16 protein-coding genes are annotated in these 17,214 nt (G+C 46.9%); 9 read left to right on the top strand and 7 right to left on the bottom strand.

What is annotated here, in order from left to right:
- Nucleotides 1-24: 24 nt before the first annotated feature.
- Nucleotides 25-672, top strand: coding sequence for a glutathione S-transferase (locus QN395_RS09760; protein WP_322119215.1), 648 nt, complete (start codon nucleotides 25-27; stop codon nucleotides 670-672).
- Nucleotides 673-835: 163 nt separating this feature from the next.
- Here the strand turns inward: QN395_RS09760 and QN395_RS09755 are convergent, their stop codons facing one another.
- On the bottom strand, nucleotides 836-1,636 hold the full coding sequence (locus QN395_RS09755) for a PP2C family protein-serine/threonine phosphatase (protein WP_322119214.1): 801 nt from the start codon (nucleotides 1,634-1,636) through the stop codon (nucleotides 836-838).
- A gap of 118 nt (nucleotides 1,637-1,754) precedes the next feature.
- On the opposite strand from QN395_RS09755, the gene QN395_RS09750 reads away from it, so the two are divergent.
- Together QN395_RS09750 and QN395_RS09745 are read left to right on the top strand one after the other, a co-directional pair.
- Nucleotides 1,755-1,955: a YdcH family protein gene (locus QN395_RS09750; protein ID WP_322119213.1), complete on the top strand. Its 201-nt coding sequence runs from the start codon at nucleotides 1,755-1,757 to the stop codon at nucleotides 1,953-1,955.
- A 118-nt stretch (nucleotides 1,956-2,073) separates the two neighbouring features.
- Complete coding sequence (locus QN395_RS09745) at nucleotides 2,074-4,113, top strand: ATP-dependent DNA helicase (RefSeq protein ID WP_322119212.1); 2,040 nt, start codon at nucleotides 2,074-2,076, stop codon at nucleotides 4,111-4,113.
- Between the two features lie 153 nt (nucleotides 4,114-4,266).
- On the opposite strand, the gene QN395_RS09740 is transcribed toward QN395_RS09745, so the two are convergent.
- The 4 genes from QN395_RS09740 to QN395_RS09725 form a co-directional block, all read right to left on the bottom strand.
- Nucleotides 4,267-6,534, bottom strand: coding sequence for a YgiQ family radical SAM protein (locus QN395_RS09740; protein WP_322121584.1), 2,268 nt, complete (start codon nucleotides 6,532-6,534; stop codon nucleotides 4,267-4,269).
- Nucleotides 6,535-6,694: 160 nt separating this feature from the next.
- On the bottom strand, nucleotides 6,695-7,321 hold the full coding sequence (locus QN395_RS09735) for a pyridoxamine 5'-phosphate oxidase family protein (RefSeq protein WP_322119211.1): 627 nt from the start codon (nucleotides 7,319-7,321) through the stop codon (nucleotides 6,695-6,697).
- A 31-nt stretch (nucleotides 7,322-7,352) separates the two neighbouring features.
- Nucleotides 7,353-7,817, bottom strand: a complete 465-nt coding sequence (locus tag QN395_RS09730; protein WP_416200110.1) for a DUF1348 family protein — start codon at nucleotides 7,815-7,817, stop codon at nucleotides 7,353-7,355.
- Nucleotides 7,818-7,946: 129 nt separating this feature from the next.
- Nucleotides 7,947-8,525 (bottom strand): carboxymuconolactone decarboxylase family protein, encoded by a 579-nt coding sequence (locus tag QN395_RS09725; protein WP_322119210.1) that lies wholly within the window; start codon nucleotides 8,523-8,525, stop codon nucleotides 7,947-7,949.
- 152 nt (nucleotides 8,526-8,677) lie between these two features.
- On the opposite strand from QN395_RS09725, the gene QN395_RS09720 reads away from it, so the two are divergent.
- Nucleotides 8,678-9,583, top strand: a complete 906-nt coding sequence (locus QN395_RS09720; protein WP_322119209.1) for a LysR family transcriptional regulator — start codon at nucleotides 8,678-8,680, stop codon at nucleotides 9,581-9,583.
- Nucleotides 9,584-9,745: 162 nt separating this feature from the next.
- Nucleotides 9,746-10,045 (top strand): YciI family protein, encoded by a 300-nt coding sequence (locus tag QN395_RS09715; protein ID WP_322119208.1) that lies wholly within the window; start codon nucleotides 9,746-9,748, stop codon nucleotides 10,043-10,045.
- Nucleotides 10,046-10,076: 31 nt separating this feature from the next.
- Here the strand turns inward: QN395_RS09715 and recJ are convergent, their stop codons facing one another.
- Together recJ and QN395_RS09705 are read right to left on the bottom strand one after the other, a co-directional pair.
- Nucleotides 10,077-11,765, bottom strand: a complete 1,689-nt coding sequence (gene recJ, locus QN395_RS09710) for a single-stranded-DNA-specific exonuclease RecJ (protein ID WP_322119207.1) — start codon at nucleotides 11,763-11,765, stop codon at nucleotides 10,077-10,079.
- Nucleotide 11,766: 1 nt separating this feature from the next.
- Complete coding sequence (locus QN395_RS09705; protein WP_323493103.1) at nucleotides 11,767-12,834, bottom strand: hypothetical protein; 1,068 nt, start codon at nucleotides 12,832-12,834, stop codon at nucleotides 11,767-11,769.
- A gap of 134 nt (nucleotides 12,835-12,968) precedes the next feature.
- On the opposite strand from QN395_RS09705, the gene QN395_RS09700 reads away from it, so the two are divergent.
- From QN395_RS09700 to QN395_RS09685, 4 genes are all read left to right on the top strand, one after another.
- Nucleotides 12,969-14,231 carry a lipoprotein-releasing ABC transporter permease subunit gene (locus tag QN395_RS09700; protein WP_322121582.1) on the top strand — a complete coding sequence of 421 codons (1,263 nt, stop codon included), beginning with the start codon at nucleotides 12,969-12,971 and terminating at the stop codon, nucleotides 14,229-14,231.
- The gene (gene lolD / locus QN395_RS09695) at nucleotides 14,224-14,919 is read left to right on the top strand and encodes a lipoprotein-releasing ABC transporter ATP-binding protein LolD (RefSeq protein WP_323492616.1); all 696 of its coding nucleotides are present in this window, start codon (nucleotides 14,224-14,226) and stop codon (nucleotides 14,917-14,919) included. The genes QN395_RS09700 and lolD overlap by 8 nt, the downstream gene beginning before the upstream one ends.
- Before the next feature lie 19 nt (nucleotides 14,920-14,938).
- Entirely contained in the window at nucleotides 14,939-16,354 is a 1,416-nt protein-coding gene (locus QN395_RS09690) for a hypothetical protein (RefSeq protein WP_323492615.1), read from the top strand.
- Between the two features lie 113 nt (nucleotides 16,355-16,467).
- Nucleotides 16,468-17,199: a polysaccharide deacetylase family protein gene (locus QN395_RS09685; RefSeq protein WP_323492614.1), complete on the top strand. Its 732-nt coding sequence runs from the start codon at nucleotides 16,468-16,470 to the stop codon at nucleotides 17,197-17,199.
- Nucleotides 17,200-17,214 lie beyond the last annotated feature (15 nt).

The raw sequence follows: 17,214 nt of genomic DNA, 5'->3' as shown, positions 1-17,214 counted from the left end.
AATCTAACTAGAACTAGGTGACAAATGATTAAATTATGTGGGTTTGCAGTCAGTAATTATTACAACAAAGTCAAATTAGCACTTCTGGAAAAGCAGATTCCTTTTGAAGAGGTTTTAGTCTGGACTGATCGCTCTCCAGAGTTGCTGGCTCGTTCTCCATTGGGTAAAGTGCCTTTTATTCAGACTGATCAAGGCTCATTGTGCGAATCCCAAAATATTTTGGACTATCTGGAAGTGACTTATCCTGCGCATCCTTTAATTCCTAAAGATGTTTTTGCTGCGGCAAAAGTAAAAGAGCTCATTACTTTTTTAGAGTTGCATCTTGAGCTAGTCGCTCGCGAATTATATGCAGAGGCATTTTTTGGCGGTAAGGTGTCAGATGAGGTTAAGCTCAAAGTTGAGAAACAATTGACGCGTAATATCAACGCTTTAACACCCATGCTTAAGTTTGCTCCGTTTGTCGCCGGAGATGAATTTACGATGGCCGATTGTGCCGCAGCGGTACATTTTCCTTTGGTATCAATGGCGACCAAAGCGATTTATGGACGAGATTTTTTAGCTGATTTGCCAGTACGCGATTATGTCAAAATGATTTCTGAGCGTCCTCATATGCAAACAATTAACGCCGACAGAAAAGCCAATCAAGTGTTGATGGCTAGTATAAAGAAATAATGATGAAGAAATAAGTTCGAGAAAATAAAAGCTAAATCGAGACCACTCTTTTCAGGATTGAAAGTGTTTGCTTTAAAAAGAATTGATCAACAAAAAAACGGCGACTCTCAAAATTGAAAGTCACCGTTTTTTGTTGAGGTAATTACGTTTGCAAATACCAAACTTACACGGCACGTCGCATTTTCTGCACTACATAGGTTTTGACTTCTTCGGGTTGTTCTACCAGTTTTACGATCGCAAAGGTACAGTTATCACCATGACCATCTGATCTTTCACGTGCTTTTCTGATGAGTAGTTCAGATGCCTGACGTGGGGTATTCGCTGCAACTGCGGCGGACAATTCTGCATCAGTAAAATAATGCCAAAGCCCGTCAGAGCAAATCAGAAAAGAGTCACCTGTTTTTAAATCACTACGTTGTCCAAAACCGATATAAGGGGCGGTTGTGCTTGAACCTAAAACATTGACCAAAATATTTGACATACGATGGGTCTTGGCTTCTTCTGCAGTGATTTTCCCTTCGTCAACCAAGCGTTCAACGTAGGAGTGATCTTTGGTTCTTTCAGCAAAGTTAGGGCCACTAAAGCGATATAAACGAGAATCCCCAGCATATGCCCAAATTGCCTCTTTATTAGGAGTAATGACCAGCGCGACAAATGTACTGTGAGGTTCTTTTTCAGATGAAACGCCACTAAGTTTAATAATCGTATGGGCTTCATTAACGATGCTTTCTAATAATTGTTTTACGTCGTTAGTAGGATAAAATTCATCAAACAAAAATTTTGAAGTGCGAATCACCTGTTCTGCCGCTAACGCACCGCCACTCTTGCCGCCCATGCCATCAGCTACCACTGCCATCATATAGCCAGGGGCATGCGGTGCAGCGAATAAGGCAGCTCTGTCCTGTTGTTCTTTCCTGTCACCAATGTGTTGTCCGGTGCCAGCTTCGATCTTATATTGGCTCATACGTATTGGTAGATTAAACTAATGTAAATCAGTAATAAGCAGTAATAATTGATGATAAACAATTTTCACGAATACTGTTGCCCAAATTATACTTCATTCTACTCGCAACCGGACGACTATGAGCCATCCAGAACAAATACAACAGCGCATTATCGAGCTGGAAGTCGAACATCGTGACTTAGATATCGTCATTGATACCTTGATTAAAGATATTAATCATGACGAATTGCAATTACGTCGGCTTAAAAAACGTAAATTACAACTCAAGGATCATATTACTCTTTTAAAAATGCAAATGATGCCAGATGTACCTGCTTGATACCTTATTTTTTTTGCACTCGCGAAAGTTAAAATAGAAATCGACTCTGGGGCTATCATTTATACACGTTTGATCTTCACGCACATCGTCATCACCGACATCACTGGCACCTTTTATTTTGACTGAACAGACACAAGAAACGAATGCTCCGGGCATTCATGACGACGAAGTTGAACAGATTTTTGGATTGACGGGCGCTTTAAGTACTTCGATTAAAGGATATCGTCCGCGTCAGGCGCAAACCGAAATGGCAAAAGCGATTGCCAGCGCGATCTCCGGTCAAAAAACCTTGCTGGCAGAAGCTGGCACTGGTACTGGTAAAACCTACGCCTATTTGACGCCGGCCTTACTATGGGGCGGTAAGGTCATTGTCTCTACCGGCACCAAAAACTTGCAAGATCAGTTGTTCTTGCGAGATATTCCCATGATTAAAAAGGTGTTAAAAGCACCCGTCTCGATTGCTTTGCTCAAAGGTCGTGCCAACTATTTGTGTCATTTTCACTTAGAGCGGACGTTGCAAAATGGACGTCTCACATCGCGTGAAGATGTTGGTTATCTGCGCGATATTTCCCGATTTATGAAAACCACCAGTAGCGGCGATAAAGCCGAGCTGGCGCGCGTCCCAGAAACCGCATCGGTCTGGAATCTGGTGACCTCCACTAAAGACACCTGCATGGGGTCGGAATGTCAGTACTATCAGGATTGTTTTGTCATGAAGGCGCGTAAAGAGGCGCAGCAGGCTGATGTAGTGGTGGTTAACCATCATTTGTTTTTTGCTGACGTAGCCTTAAAAGATACGGGCATTGCCGAGTTACTGCCTTCTGCTAACACGGTCATTTTTGATGAAGCACATCAATTACCAGATACAGCGACGCTATTTTTTGGTGAAACGATATCTACTTCGCAGATCTTGGAATTATGTCGCGATGTATTGGCAGAAGGCCTGTCCCATGCCCGTGACGGTGCCGAGTGGGCTAAGCTGGTGGGGCCGGTCGAGCGTGCAGCACGCGATTTGCGCCTCGCATTTCCACAAGACGTAGTGCGCTTATCATTGTCGCAAATTGCGCCGTCGAGTGAGTTTTTTCCTGCCTTAGAAACGCTCAAAGATGCGATGGATGACATGATCGCTGTGCTGGAAAAACAAGCTGTCCGTGCCGAGACATTGGAGCAATGCCGCGTCCGTGCAATTGATCTGAACAGCAAAATCAATGACTGGAAAGAAACTGAGCCGCAAAAAAACAATTCCACTAATGCGGGTGTCGCGGATAAATTAGAAAAAGCCGACTATGTCCTGTGGGTAGAAGCGTTTTCTACTTCTTTGCAATTACATCGGACGCCGTTATCGATAGCGCCGATTTTTAATAAACAGCGAGAAGGGGTGCCGCGTACCTGGATTTTTACCTCGGCGACGATGGCAGTCAAAAATGACTTTACCCATTTTGTGTCACAAATGGGCTTATGGAATGAACCAGCAAGAACCTGGCCTAGTCCGTTTAACTATGCCGAGCAAGGGATTTTGTACGTACCAGAAGGCATGCCGCAACCCAATTCTCGAGAATATACCGACGCTGTTGTGGATGCCGCTTTACCTGTCATCGAGGCTGCTGGCGGTAAAACCTTTTTATTGTGCACCACGATTAAGGCAGTCAAGCATTGTGCTGAACGCTTGCGGGAAGAATTTCAACAACGTGATTTGCCTTTCCCCTTATTTGTCCAAGGTGATGCCGGACGTACTGAATTGTTAGACCGGTTCCGCGCAGCTGGAAATGGGGTACTGATAGGAAGTCAAAGTTTTTGGGAGGGCGTTGATGTGCGTGGCGATGCTTTGTCGCTGGTCGTGATCGACAAACTACCGTTTTCTCCACCGGATGATCCGGTGTTGGCGGCGCGTATTGAGGCTATGGAGAAGAAAGGCTTGAACGGTTTTGTGCATCATCAACTGCCCGAGGCGATCATTAATCTGAAGCAGGGCGCAGGCCGACTGATTCGGGACGAGACGGATAAAGGCGTATTGATGTTGTGCGATCCGCGTCTGATTTCTAAGCCCTATGGCAAACGAATCTGGCAGAGCTTGCCTGCGTTTACCCGTACTCGTGAACTGAACGTCGTGCAAAATTTTTTTAAACAGTTGGTATATGCGCCTAAGAATGATCAATAGATATACTCCTTGGTAGTAATATTAATTGCCCAGAGATTAACTGGGCGTGAGGGCATATTAGTGAAATTTGCAGGGGAGTATATTTAGGGCTTGCTAAAATCTTCCAGAACTGTGTAGCAACGAAGCTCGGGAGGATTTGTGTAATGCATATGCTTATTTGCGTCCTGGCTTAGCGCCGGCAAGTTTGGTTTTGGCGGAGCGAAATGCCAAGGCCGGACGTGCTATTGATGCGATATTTGTACTTGTTTTTGTAGCCGTTTTTGACGCTGTTTTTGGCATGATTTTGCCCACCGTACTAATCCCCGCGCCAGCCCCTCGTGTTGCGAACGCTGGTTTTTGACCAAAGGTATTCATTTTTGGTGCTGCGATACGGCGGCCGTTGCTGACGCCGGTATCCTTTATTGGCACTGCGGGTGCGCGCGGCGGTATCAGGTGTCTGTCGCTGCTGCCGATCAGGTCGCCACGTCCCATGCGGAGTAAGCCTTCTTTGACAATTTCCCAATTCTCTGGTGCTTGGTAGCGTAAGAGTGCTTTGTGGAATTTACGTATTTTGCCTGAGCGAGCGGTTTCTACTACTTCCGAGTTTTCGTCCACTTTTTTCAGTGGATTTTTACGGGTGTGATACATCGTCGTCGCAAGCGCCATCGGCGTTGGCATAAAGGTCTGAACCTGATCGAGCTTAAAGTCGTTTTTCTTCAGCCACAACGCGAGGTTGACCATATCTTCATCGGTGGTGCCAGGATGTGCCGCGATGAAATAGGGGATCAGATATTGTTCTTTGCCTGCTTCTTTTGAATACTTTTGGAACATCGCCTTAAATTCGTCATAAGCACCAATCCCGGGCTTCATCATTTTGGATAAAGTATTGGCTTCGGTGTGCTCTGGTGCGATTTTAAGTAAGCCGCCCACATGATGTGTGACCAATTCTTTGACGTACTCTGGCGAACGCACTGCCAGGTCGTAGCGCAAGCCGGAACTGATCAATACCTTTTTGATGCCAGGGACAGCTCGCGCTTTGCGATAAAGTGAAATCAGTTTGCTGTGATCGGTTCCCAGATTGCTGCAAATGCCCGGGTACACGCAAGATAAACGACGGCAGGATTCTTCTATCGTTTTATCTTTGCATGCTAAGCGATACATATTGGCAGTTGGTCCACCCATGTCAGAAATCGTTCCGGTGAAGCCCTTAGTCTTATCGCGGATTTCTTCAATTTCACGCAAGATAGAGGGCTCGGAGCGACTTTGTATAATCCGGCCTTCATGCTCTGTAATCGAACAGAAAGTACAGCCACCAAAACAACCGCGCATGATGTTGATGGAGAAACGGATCATCTCCCATGCAGGAATGCGCGCCTTGCCATAACTAGGATGAGGGGCACGTGCATAGGCACGGTCAAATACGCCGTCCATCTCATCCATTGCCAGCGGCAGCGGTGGCGGATTAAGCCAGACATCGCGTTCTCCATGTCCTTGGATTAAGGATTTTGCATTGCCCGGATTGGCTTCCAGATGGAACACACGGGAGGCATGTGCATACATCACAGGATCTTCTGACACTGATTCATACGATGGCAAACGGATTGCGGTTTTATGCAATTTTTCCCTCAGCATCGCTTGTCGTTCTTCACGACTCATGATGCGTATCGCTTGCTGTTGAACGACGTCCTTGGGTGCGGCTTGTTCTGCAGTTTTATCTGCAATTTTGGTTTCGCATGAAGAGGCGTTTTCAGGCGCCATGTAATACGGATCAGGATGCGGCTCGACTTTGCCGGGTGTGTCGATACGGGTGGAATTGATTTCAGTCCAGTCATCTGATGGCAACCAGCCGCGCGGCACCATAAATGCGGTACCACGCAAATCACGAATTTCTTTAATCGATTCACCTGCAGCAAGACGATGGGTTAAATCTACTAGCGCGCGCTCGGCATTGCCAAACAACAGAATGTCCGCTTTAGAGTCAGGCAAAACAGACCGTTTTACTTTATCGGACCAATAATCGTAATGGGCAATCCGGCGCAAACTCGCCTCAATACTGCCAATCACGACATTCACACCGGGGAAAGCTTCACGCACGCGCTGTGAATACACAACCACTGCGCGGTCTGGCCGTTTGGTGGAATCGCCATCTGGTGTGTAGGCATCTTCAGAACGAATTTTGCGATCTGCGGTATAGCGATTCACCATCGAATCCATGTTGCCCGCAGTAATCCCAAAATATAAATTAGGCTTGCCTAGCACACGGAAATCATCGGCAGAATGCCAATCCGGCTGGCTGATAATCCCAACGCGAAATCCCTGCTGTTCCAACAAGCGACCCACTAATGCCATGCCAAAACTTGGGTGATCAATGTATGCGTCACCGGTCACCAAAATAACGTCACAACTATCCCAACCCAGCGTGTCCATTTCGGCACGTGACATCGGTAAAAAAGGAGCAGCCTTGGCTCCGCCAACATCAGGGCGGAAGCGAGGGAAGGAGAAGAGGTTTTTTGGCGCGGTTTTCATGCGTGCGATTGTACCTGAAAACCTAATAGTACGTTGCGCTGAATATCTTTAAGTTGATGATTTTGTTACGTTTTTTCTATATGTGATTTTGATCGGGCTGTAATTGCCGGATTTCTTTTTCAAGCTGACGAATGCGTTGATCACGTCGTTCAATTTCCGCATCCACATACGCTGCTTCGTAGCGGACAGGAATATGTTGATGGCAATTTGCATCCCATGCAGTTACTTTAAACATCATCACCCTCTCGGCTCGTGCCTTATAGTCATCCGGCATCAATGTCGACAAAAGCGCTGGATCATCGTCGATCACTGTCGCTTCTCCCCATATTTTTACCCTTTGCTGTTGTGCGTAATCGATCAGAAACAACTGAGTTTTGGCGTTTTCGCTTAGATTGCCTTGGCTAATAAACTGCCTGTTTCCCGCAAAGTCAGCAAACGCAATCGTGTGCTCATCTAGCACCCGTAAAAAACCCGCAGGGCCACCGCGATGTTGAATATATGGTTGACCTTCTGCATTGGCGGTTGCCAAAAAAATACTAACTTGCGCCTCAATAAAAAATTTCAGTTCCTTGGTAATTATCGACTGCCAACCTGATCCGTTTTCCATTCTGGCATATGCCGAGCGCGACCCCATGCGGCTTTGCAGTGCCTTGACCGCCGGTGTGAAAACGATATCGCTCACATGCTTAATACTATTATTCATTACGCGCTCCTTTAGAGCAGAGGCGGATTGACTAAAGACCTAATACACTCAACGAGGGGTGATCATCAGGGCGACGTCCTGATGGCCAATGAAATTTTCTCTCTTTTTCTTCAATCGCTAAGTCGTTGATGCTGGCAATGCGCAACGCCATCAGACCAAATTCATCAAATTGCCAGTTCTCGTTACCATAGCTTCTGAACCATTGATTATTCTCGTCGTGCCACTCGTAAGCAAAGCGAACGGCAATCCGGTTTTCGCTATGCGCCCAGAGTTCTTTGATCAACCGGTAGTCCAGTTCCCGCTGCCATTTACGTGTCAAGAATATCTCAATTGCATCTCGACCTTGCAAAAATTCTGACCGGTTTCGCCATTGGCTATCCGCGGTATACGCAAGGGCGATGCGCGCCGGTTCGCGCGTGTTCCAGGCGTCCTCTGCCATACGTACTTTTTGGATTGCAGTTTCTTTTGTGAAGGGCGGAAGTGGCGGACGACTCATGATGTAATTCTCCAGAGGAATGATCGGTATCGATGGTTCTGCTTGCTAGCTCAATTTTAGCTTTGGTTTTAGTTTGACCAGGTAGTGATGATCAACATCATCGAGCTGCAAACATGAACTTACTACAATTTATGCGACTGAATACGTGGCCGAATTCAAGGCTGAATTCAAGGCGTGTACTACCGGAAAATCAATATCCGTTTTAGCAACCGAGTTCATGTAATTGGTCCAAGTATTCAGCGCAACGTGCAGCACGATTTCTATCATTTGAGCGTCGTCATAACCTGCAGCTTTAATGGCTTGAAAATCGGCTTCGCTGATGTGACCCCGTTCTTTTGCTACCGCTGTTGCAAATTTTAATGCCGCATCAGCTTTGGCATCGCTGGAGTTAGCATGGCGATTAGCAGTGATTTCTTCGTCATCCAATTTAGCGAGATTTTTTGCCAAGTAAGTATGGGCAGATAAGCAGTAATCGCAGCCGTTGATTTCTGCAATGGCAAGTGCGATACGCTCACGAGTCGGTGCTGGAATGTTACCTTTAGCCAACGTCCCGGACAGACCCAGATAAGCCTCCAGAGCGATAGGGCTGTTCGATACCAAGCGGAATAAATTTGGTACGACACCGAGTTGTTTTTGAACTGCATGTAATAGTGCCTGAGACGCCGCTGGAGCTGCCTCAATCGTCGCTGGAGTTGGGATGAGTGACATGATGATTTCCTTTTAAATTAGTTTGTCGAGTTGACCAAGAGAACTGTAGCAAGTTTCATTAAATAAGATAATCTGGTAAATTTAGGAATAACTATCTCAATTTTTGAGATTTTTAAAAGTCGTTTGAAAAGAACATGCCTGCGGAGATGTGAATGACAGATCGATTAGATTCGATGGCGATTTTGATCGCGGTGGTTGATGCAGGCAGTTTTTCTGGTGCTGCACGTCGTCTTGCTATGCCGCTGGCAACGGTTAGTCGCAAAGTAGGTGAGCTGGAGGCGCATTTAAAAATACGTCTGCTATTGCGTTCTACCCGGCAATTGGCATTGACTGAGGCAGGGCTATCGTATGTGGCCGCTTGCCGGCGTATTCTGGAAGAGGTAGCCCAGGCAGAACGCATTGCCGCAGGCGAATATACGATGCCCAAAGGTGAGCTGGTGATTACTGCACCCGTTGTTTTTGGACGTTTGCATGTGTTACCTATGGTGGTCGAATTCTTAAAAAAATACCCGGATATTGACGTGCGTCTGACGCTGTCAGATCGCAATGTCCACTTATTGGAAGACCACATCGATGTGGCGTTGCGCATCGGTGCATTGCCTGACAGCGATTTGATCGCTATTCCCGTTGGTGCAGTGAGGACGGTGGTTTGTGCTAGTCCAGAGTACTTTGCGCAGCGAGGCAAGCCGACGACGCCTGAGCAACTAACCCAGCATGATTGTGTTTCGTATGATGTATTGACATCCCCGCATAGCTGGCGATTTTTGCAGGGGAAGTCCGAGATTACCGTGCCAATCCATTCGCGCCTGATCGTCAATACGGCAGAAGCGGCAATTGATGCCGCGGTTGCGGGTGTTGGAGTAACGCGAGTCTTGTCTTACCAGATCGCCGCGGCCAGACGCCAGGCTTTGTTGGAAATTGTGCTTGAATCGTTTGAGTCGCCCGACAGACCGGTTAATCTCGTACATGCGGGCCAAGGCATACTGCCTTTAAAGCTGAGAGCCTTCCTTGATTTTGGATCAGCATATTTAAAAAACCGGTTATCTGATGCAATATAAAATCGGTGCGTCAGGCATTTTTAATTGAATATTGAATATACTCCCCTTTATTTTTATAAAATATGCTTCATTGTCCAATTATTGATTGGACGACTTTAATTTACTGGATGGGAGTATATTAAATGCCAGGTTTTAAAGTATCTTAAATTTACTGGAAGCAATATGACGCTTTTTGCCGTATATTTTTTAGATAAACAAGGCAGTCTGGCTGTGCGCCAGCAGTATCTCGGGGCGCATATTGCTTGGCTGGATCAGCACAAAGAGCGCATCTTGGTTGGCGGTTCATTGCGTCATCAGCCCGGCGATGCTGCGCTGGGCGGCTTGTGGATTGTCGAAGCGGAAAGCAAAGCCGAGATTGAGGCACTGATTCTGATGGATCCTTTTTGGATCAATGGGCTTCGCGCCAGTGTTGAGATTTTGCACTGGTCAAAAGCTTTCCCTCAGCGGCAGAGCTTGATTTAGCATAGTTGATTCAGCTTCGGCTGAGCTTTGCTTACTCGACATGCTCCACCAGCAATTGCACCCGCGTCACGCCATTGTAGGTATTCGCATCCAGCCTGAAGGCGACATTTACACGCTCTGGAAGATGATCGGTGTGACCAAACCAGATGGCATCGTAGCGTTTGCCATTTTTTTCCAGTTCCATTTTCAGATGGCGTTCTTTCAGAATCCGTTGTGAAATCAGCTTGAAGTCATCACAAAATATCGGCGGCGCAAAGCCTTGTCCCCAGACTTGTCCATCCATCAGGCTAATAAAGTCCGTGCTGAAATATGCATCTTCTAAAGGACCATCGGTTTCGATAATCCTCTCTAACTGATCGGCTTTCAGCCAGCTTTGCGCGACAGCTTCAAACGCCGCCTGAAAGGCAGGAAAGTTTTCTGCCTTCAATGTCAATCCTGCTGCCATCGCATGTCCGCCGAATTTTAAAATCAGGTCGGGTACATGTTTAGACACCAGATCCAGCGCATCGCGCATATGGAAGCCGGGGATGGAGCGGCCAGACCCTTTGATCAAACCCTCATCGCCGGGCGCAAAGGTAATGGTAGGACGATAGAATTTATCTTTGAGCCGCGAGGCGACAATCCCGATCACGCCCTGGTGCCAGCTCTCGTCAAATACGGTGATGGTATTACTCGCGGAGGGTTGAAAATCATCCAGATGCAGCAAGGCCACATCTTGCATCTCGCGTTCGATATCTTTGCGATCGGCATTGATGGAATTGAGTTCTTGCGCAATGTGCCAGGCGCGACCTTCGTCATCGGTGGTTAAACACTCTATGCCCAGCGACATGTCGGACAAGCGACCCGCTGCGTTGATTCTGGGACCCACGGCAAAACCCAGATCGAATGGACTGGCCTGATGCGGCTCTCGCCCTGCGACGCGGAACAGGGCGGCAATACCTGTATGCATACGACCTGCACGCATGCGTTTGATTCCTTGCGCGACCAGAATACGGTTATTCGCATCCAGCTTGACGACGTCGGCGACTGTGCCTAAGGCGACCAAATCCAGTAAGGTATCAAGCTTGGGTTGCTGCTGCTGATCAAACACGCCACGTTGGCGTAACTCTGCACGCAAGGCCAGCAAGGTATAAAACATCACGCCAACACCAGCCATATTTTTGCTCGGGAAGCCGCAGCCTGGCTGGTTGGGATTCACAATCACCGCAGCGTCTGGCAGGGTATCTGCTGGAAGATGGTGATCGGTCACGACCACCGCCATACCCAGGGCGTTGGCAGCAGCGACACCGTCAATACTGGCAATGCCGTTATCGACGGTGACAATAATATCTGGCGATTTTTCTTGCTTGGTTAATGCGACGATTTCCGGCGTTAATCCATAACCGTGGATTTGTCTATCCGGTACGATGTAATCGACCGTTGCACCCATCATGCGCAGGCCGCGCAAGCCCACTGCACAGGCCGTTGCACCGTCACAATCGTAGTCGGCGACGATACACATTTTTTTGCCAGCGGCGATTGCGTCGGCTAAATACACCGCCGCTTGCTGAACATGCAGCAATTGAGTCGGTGCGATCAATTGCGGTAATTCGCTACGTAATTCGGCGACGTCTTTCACGCCACGCGCGGCATATAAGCGCGCCAATACCGGATGGATGCCGCTTTGGCGCAGCATTTCTGAATCGCGGAAAGAGTAAGGGCGGGTGCTGATACGTGTCATGTTAGTTGGATATTTTTTGTGCTGGTAGCGAGAATAAAGGATGCAATGTCGGTTTGCGCCAGAATTGACGGAGCGACCAGGGCGTTAAACTAAATTGTGCTAGCGTGTTGGCATCGGTGACGATCAGATTGAGTTGGTTAATTTGTTGGTCGCGTAAAGCTGCCAGTGCAGGCGCAAAGCAGTGCTCCTCCAGCAACTGCATGCGCTCCAGCCAGCTTGCCCAGTCGTTATTCAGCGCAGGCTCTAACAGTGCATCGATTAAAACGGGTCGTTTTGACGCCAGATCGATTTGTTTAAATTCAGTCACTTTTTGGATATCCGGCATGTCCATTAATTGCGTGCTACCGCCGGACAGCCAAGCTGAGTTGACGGGCTTTAAACCTTGCGTCTCCCGTTCTTGGTTGATGGTGTGACTAAACCATTGCATCTGAATTTCATTTTGAAGCTTGCGCCATGGGCGTGCTTGCTCACCTTTGGGCATCCAGATATCGATATTGTGGCCGCAAGCCGCATCTGGCGTGGCTGTTTGCAGGCCTTGCCAATCATCGGCGCGTAAAAACCAGTGAAGTGTGTCGCCATACACTAAAGTTTTACCCAGTTCGTCACAAATGATTTTTGCCTCGGCAAACAGGGCGCGCGACTCACGCTCCGTCAATGTCAAGCGGCGTTGGTCTGTAAGTACCAGATGGTCGCGTGCAATATGGATATGAACAGGTTGCAGCGTGAACCAAACTGCGCTCGTACCGGTCATATCAGTATCTACCGGCTGGACGCCAAGCACTTGCATTTTGTTGTGCGTATTAGCGGGACTGCTCTTGATGGCTGATTCTAAACCTACAGAGTTTGAAAAAGGAGGTCCAATGATTCTGCCGCCCCCAGGGCTAAAATGCCCTGCAAGCAAGGATTCATGCGGTAATTGTCTTGCAAAGTCTTCAAAGTGATGGGGAGTGTCGGGTTTAGCTTTGCCAATTAAGCAGCTTAATGCTGGTACACGTAGCTCGCGTAGCAGGTCTTTGGCAAGCGGGGCGGGAGGGATGGCAAACGGCAGTATCATTTCTAAATAGCTCATAACGACATTGTATGGCAAGATGCTCGCTGACTAAAAACATTACTTTTAAGACTATGCAAAATCGCCGTCAAAACTCCTTAGCGCGACAATTTTGTGTAAGCCCTAATTAAATTATCTATTCTGGATCAAGTTCTATAGTGAAAAATTACCCTTTTGAATGGCTGGTCGGCCTGCGTTATACCCGCGCTGGACGACGTAGTGGCCGTAACAGTTTTATCTCGTTTATCTCAATGATTTCTATGGCCGGCATTGCCTTAGGTGTCGCAGCATTAATTGTCGTGTTATCGGTGATGAATGGCTTCCAAAAAGAAGTGCGTGACCGTATGTTGTCGGTGTTGGCGCATATTGAGGTGTTTGATGCCACTGGTACTTTGCCAGATTGGAAAACTACCGCATTGCAAGCACAAAAAAATCCCTCGGTCACAGGGACTGCGCCTTATGTCGATGCGCAGGCCATGATTATTGGCGGCGATATAATGCGCGGCGTGGTTTTGCGTGGCGTGTTGCCAGAAGAAGAGTCGAAGGTATCTGACGTCACCAGCAAAATGAAGTACGGCAAATTTACCGATTTGAAGCCAGGTGGTTTTGGCATTGTGCTAGGGATTGAATTAGCTCGCAGTTTACATGTGCAAGTCGGTGAAAAAGTCACGTTAGCCGGAGCGCCGGAAGGCCAGATTACACCAGCAGGTATGGTGCCGCGTCTTAAAGCATTTACCGTAGTCGGTATTTTTGAAGCAGGACATTTTGAATACGACTCTGGCATGGCATTTATTCAGATGGACGATGCTGAGAAGTTTTTCCGACTATCGGCACCGTCTGGTTTACGCCTGCGTATTGTCGATATGTTGAAAGCACCGCAAGTCGCGGTGGAGTTATCAAAAACATTGTCTGGTGATTTGTATATACGCGACTGGTCGCAACAAAATCGTAATTATTTTGCTGCGGTAAAAACAGAAAAAACCATGATGTTTATCATTTTGACGCTGATCATCGCAGTAGCAGCTTTCAATCTGGTATCAACCTTGGTGATGACCGTGACAGACAAGCAAGCGGATATTGCGATTCTGCGAACCTTGGGCGCGTCGCCTTGGTCGATCATGAAAATTTTTATGATTCAAGGTGCTCTGGTTGGCTTACTGGGCACCGCGATTGGCGTCGGCTCTGGCATAGTAGTCGCATTAAATATCGATATTATTGTGCCGTTTATTGAGCATGTTTTAGGTGTGCAGTTTTTGTCCAAAGAAGTGTATGTGATCAGCACTTTACCTTCTGATTTGCAATGGAAAGATGTCTGGACCATTGGCAGTGTTGCAGTCGTATTAGCTTTTGTTGCAACGATTTATCCAAGCTGGCGTGGTGCCCGCGTGAAACCAGCGGAGGCATTGCGCTATGAATGATCATGTTACTGACCAATTGGTCCTGTCTTGCAGCGGCTTAGGGAAGACTTTTACTCAAGGCACTTACTCAGTCAAAGTGCTTGGTAATATTGATTTTAAAGTCAATAAAGGCGAGCGAGTTGCCATCATTGGCGCATCTGGTTCCGGCAAATCAACCTTGTTGCATTTGTTGGGTGGCTTAGATGCACCGACGACGGGTAGCGTTACTTTGCAAGGCAAAGATTTCGCCACTTTAAACGAAACTACCAGAGGCGATTTACGTAACGCTGCTTTGGGTTTTGTGTACCAGTTCCACCATTTATTACCTGAGTTTTCTGCCTTGGATAATGTGGCAATGCCTTTGTTGATACGTCGGGTTAATCGCAATGAGGCGCAGGCTACTGCGAGAGCAATTTTAGCGCGAGTTGGTTTGGATCATCGCGTCAGCCACGTACCCGGTGAATTGTCTGGCGGTGAGCGGCAACGCGTTGCTTTGGCGCGGGCTTTGGTGACACAGCCAGCCTGCGTATTAGCGGATGAGCCTACCGGCAATTTAGACAGGGCGACCGCGCAACAAATATTTGAATTAATGCTGGAGCTATCGCGCACTTTAGGTACGGCCTTTGTAATCGTAACGCATGATGCTGAGTTGGCGAAACGCTGCGATCGAGTATTGCGTTTATCAGAAAACGGATTGCTGCCCGCTTGATGGGATTGATGTGACCAATGTGATGAATTTGACTGCGCAGCTTTCACCTTATTTACAAAAAACTGAGCATAGTTTTGGCCATGTCTTGGTTGGACGTAAATTAGCTCGGCGTAAATTAAGTGGCCTCAAATTGCTTGAGCGTACATCTCATTCTTCGCCTTTGTTGCTAGGCGTAGCCTTGTCTGCCTCTTTATTGACTGCACCAGCTTTTGCTACCACCGAATTAGCTTTGCAGTTAGCAACATCACTGACCAGCGATAGTAATCCTTTGCGTTTTTACGATGGTGATGCAGCCGCGGCGCAAAATGGCAATACCAGTACTTCAGATAAAGTCAAAGCACTGGATGTGCGAGCCGGAGCGATTATTCCCATCCTGTCAGACAGGACACGTTTGATCTTGACCGGCAGTTTGGGTACGCGACAATATCAAACTTATCAAGATCTGGATCATCAGGAAAAAGCGGGTGACGCCAGCTTTGAATACGCGATTGGTAATATTCTTACGGGGCGCGTTACCGCTGGAAAAGAAGATCGCTTATTTCAATATATTAATGGCTCGTTGACGGCAAAAGACATTTCTCATTTTTCTCAAACCGGTGCTGAACTTACACTAAAAATTACGGATGAATTGTCTGTTCCTGTGAAGTTGGATCGCTCTAACTTGCATTACGATCTGGACGTCAATCAGCTATATAATTTTCACCAAAATGGACAGCAGGCTGGTTTAAAGTATTACTCGCCAACCGGATCAAACTTAGAGCTTGGAGTCCGGTTTTCTGACACCGATTATCCCAATCGTAATCCACAGCAAATTGCTGATCTCGATCAGCGTTATCGAGAGACCGAAACCTATATTGAGGCCGAGTGGAAGTACAGCGTCAAGACGGCCGTCAGCACGCATTTAGGCCTGATACGGCGACGTTACGATAGTCTTAGTGATTTAAATACCAATTTGGTATCAACTCTGGTGCGTGGGACGTATTTCTATTCACCCAAATTACGTTTAGACGCACAAATTTTTGATCGTCCGTTTGCCATCGTTGATCCTTCTATTTTATATGTCGTCACAAAAGGCTTACGCCTGGATGCGCAATGGAATATGTCGGATAAAACGCAATTTCATTTGATGGGATTAGCGCAAAATAGTGATCAAAAATTAGTCCCAAGATTGGCCGAAATTCAAGACTCAGTTTCTCGTAAAGAAAAGCTGACTCGCGCTGGCTTCGGTATCAATTATCAATTGCAGCGTGGTGTTCGATTAATGTTAGATAGTTTTTATGAAAAAGTGGAGAGAGACGCCAATTTGCCCGGACTAAAACAGGGCGTGATTATGATAGGTCTTGAATATAGCTATGAAAATTTTCCTGGTAGCACCGCTAAAATGGGATTGTCACGGTATCAGCATTCACTGAATAATACCGATGCATTACGATAATAAATATTTTGGACAAATTTTCGCAAGTCCAAATCTTGATGAATATTGTTTGATGAGAACTGTCATCGTTGAAATCAAATAAACTGCATAAATAACTCTGGGTAAGATCATCAATGAAACTTCTCGATAAAATCAGTCGTCGTTTATCTAACTATATTAGTTGTGCCTGGATGCCACTAAAGCAGGGGCAGGGCGTAGTCAGTTTCTCTTTTGATGACGTACCTGCCAGCGCTTGTACTGTCGGCAAAGCATTGCTGGAAGAGTTTGATGCTCGTGGTAGTTTTTATGTCTGTGGCGGACTCACCGATGGTCAGGAGCAAGGACGAACCTGCCATAGTGTCGCAGAATTACAAGCGCTAGATGCTGATGGTCATGAGATTGCTTGCCACACTTTTTCGCATACCAATTGCACTCTTGACGGTGCTGCGGAGTTAAATAAGGATTGGGAGAAAAATCAGGATTTCTTTAAAGAAAACGATATCAACAATAGTGGCTTTGCGTTCCCATTTGGTGCCTATGATTTAGCCAGTAAACGTTTAGCATCTCGTCGTTTTGCCTATAACAGAATTACCGGTGGCGGCACCCAGATAGGGCGCGCTGATTTGGCTGCCTTGCGTGCCCAAGCACTTTACGAACAAAAAACTAGTCTTGAATTAATTAAAGAACTGATACAGCAAACGGCTCAACATGGCGGATGGCTGATTTTTTATTCGCATGAGGTAGACGAGGAGCCGGGACCTTGGGGTACATCACCAGCACAATTGCGTTACGCCTTAACCGAAGCAACAAATGCTGGATGCAAAATATTGCCTGTTCGTGATGCGATTCTCTTTTTTCAGCAATAAATTAATTAAAACATA

It is taken from the genome of Undibacterium sp. RTI2.2, from assembly GCF_035018705.1.
In the GTDB taxonomy this organism is placed as follows: domain Bacteria; phylum Pseudomonadota; class Gammaproteobacteria; order Burkholderiales; family Burkholderiaceae_D; genus Undibacterium.
This window is presented reverse-complemented; position numbering and strand designations above follow the sequence as displayed.